The sequence below is a fragment of the Phenylobacterium ferrooxidans genome (genome assembly GCF_042714595.1).
In the GTDB taxonomy this organism is placed as follows: Bacteria; Pseudomonadota; Alphaproteobacteria; order Caulobacterales; family Caulobacteraceae; genus Phenylobacterium; species Phenylobacterium ferrooxidans.
Genome location: NZ_JAOTJD010000091.1, coordinates 1 through 1,613, shown reverse-complemented (window position 1 = coordinate 1,613; position 1,613 = coordinate 1). Strand labels below are relative to the sequence as shown.

Genomic DNA, 1,613 nt, shown 5'->3' with positions numbered 1-1,613 from the left:
GAGGCCGTGGAAAAACGTGAGTTCCGGTCTCGGCTTGGTTGGCCCGGCGGAGTTGATTGATCGAGTTCCGCTGTTGAGCTGAGATTTGGCTGTGGCTAACGAAGGGGCGATCAGGCTCTGATCGCTGCCATGAGCGGTCCGACGCCGAAGATCTGGATCATTCTCTTCATATTGTAGGCCAGGACGTGGAGGCTCATCTCGGTTCGGACCTTTTCGAGGGTCCTGGTCAGGAAGTGGGTGCTTCCCATCCACGATTTGAGGGTTCCGAAGGGATGCTCGACGGTTTGCCGGCGCACGCCCATGGCGTCGGGCATGTGGTTGAGCCTGGCCTGCATCCGGTCGAGGACATCTTCGTGCTGCCAGCGCTTAAGCCTCTTGAGCTTGTCCGGGGTGCATCTCGGCTTTAGCGGGCAGGTGAAGCAGGCGGTCAGGTGGCGATAGATATCGATGTCGTCCTTTCGATCTGATCGCACGAGGCCCTTGGTCAGCGTCTGGCCTGCCGGGCACGTGTAATGATCGTTCTCGGCGTCGTAGATGAAGTCCTGGCGGGTGAAGAAGCCTTGCTCGCCGGGCCACACGGTTTTGGGGATGCAGGGCAGAACGCCGGTTCCCTCGCACGCCAGCACCTGCTCACCGTTGAAGTAGCCGCGATCCGCCAGGGCGGTGAGTTCCTCGCACCCTGTCGCCGCCTGCGCTTTCAGGGCCATGGGCTCCAGTTGGGTTCGATCGTGACCCACGTTCGTCACCTCATGCGCCACGATCAGATGATGCTCGGCGTCGACCGCGGTCTGCACGTTGTAACCGACCATGCCCGTACCCCGACCGCTGGTCGCCATGGAGCGCGCATCGGGATCGGTCAGTGAGACTTGCTTGTCCGGCTCGGCCTGGACCTGCTGCTGCATCGCCTTCAGCGCCTGCATCTGTCGGCGCAGGCCAGCGATCTTGTCCTGGATGCGGACGGTCTTGGCTTCGGCGACGTCGCTGTCATCACGGTCGGCCCGGTCTAGCGCCGCCAGGTAGCGCACGATGCTGGCGTCGACCTGCTCAATACGCTTGGCGACCTTGGTCACGGTGAAGTTCTTGTCGCGATTGTTCACCGCCTTGAACTTGCTGCCGTCGATCGCGACCACCGCCCGCGTGAACAGGTCCAGATGCCGGCACAGGACCACGAACTGCGCACATACCGCGCGGATCGCCCGCCCGTTGTCGCGGCGAAAACTGGCGATGGTCTTGAAGTCTGGGGCCAAGCGTCCGGTCAGCCACATCAGTTCGATGTTGCGCTGGGCTTCGCGTTCCAGCCGGCGGCTCGACTGCACGCGGTTGAGATATCCGTAGAGATAGATCTTCAGCAGGGTCGAGGGGTGATAGGCGGGCCGACCCGTCACCGCAGGCCGAACGCCTTCAAAGCCAAGCGCTCCGAGATCAAGCTCATCAATAAAGACTTCGACCACCCGGACCGGATTGTCCTCGGTAACGTAGTCGTCCAGCGACTCCGGCAACAACAAGGTTTGCCGCCGGTCTTCCCCTTCGACAAAGCGCTTCATCGACGGCCCCAAGGCTGCTGCGTCGATGCTAGATTCTAAGCTGCTTCGCCGTTTTTACACAGCCTGGAC

The 1,613-nt window shown here is 61.8% G+C and carries 1 protein-coding gene; it reads right to left on the bottom strand.

The window, feature by feature from the left end; all coding sequences use genetic code 11:
* Nucleotides 1-110: 110 nt before the first annotated feature.
* A complete protein-coding gene (locus OCL97_RS22580; protein ID WP_377371944.1) occupies nucleotides 111-1,544 on the bottom strand; it encodes an IS1182 family transposase in 1,434 nt (477 codons plus the stop codon).
* Nucleotides 1,545-1,613: the final 69 nt, after the last annotated feature.

Bases quoted from the DNA above. Each gene is read 5' to 3' on its own strand.
- OCL97_RS22580 (WP_377371944.1), bottom strand. From the start codon at position 1,544: ATGAAGCGCTTTGTCGAAGGGGAAGACCGGCGGCAAACCTTGTTGTTG.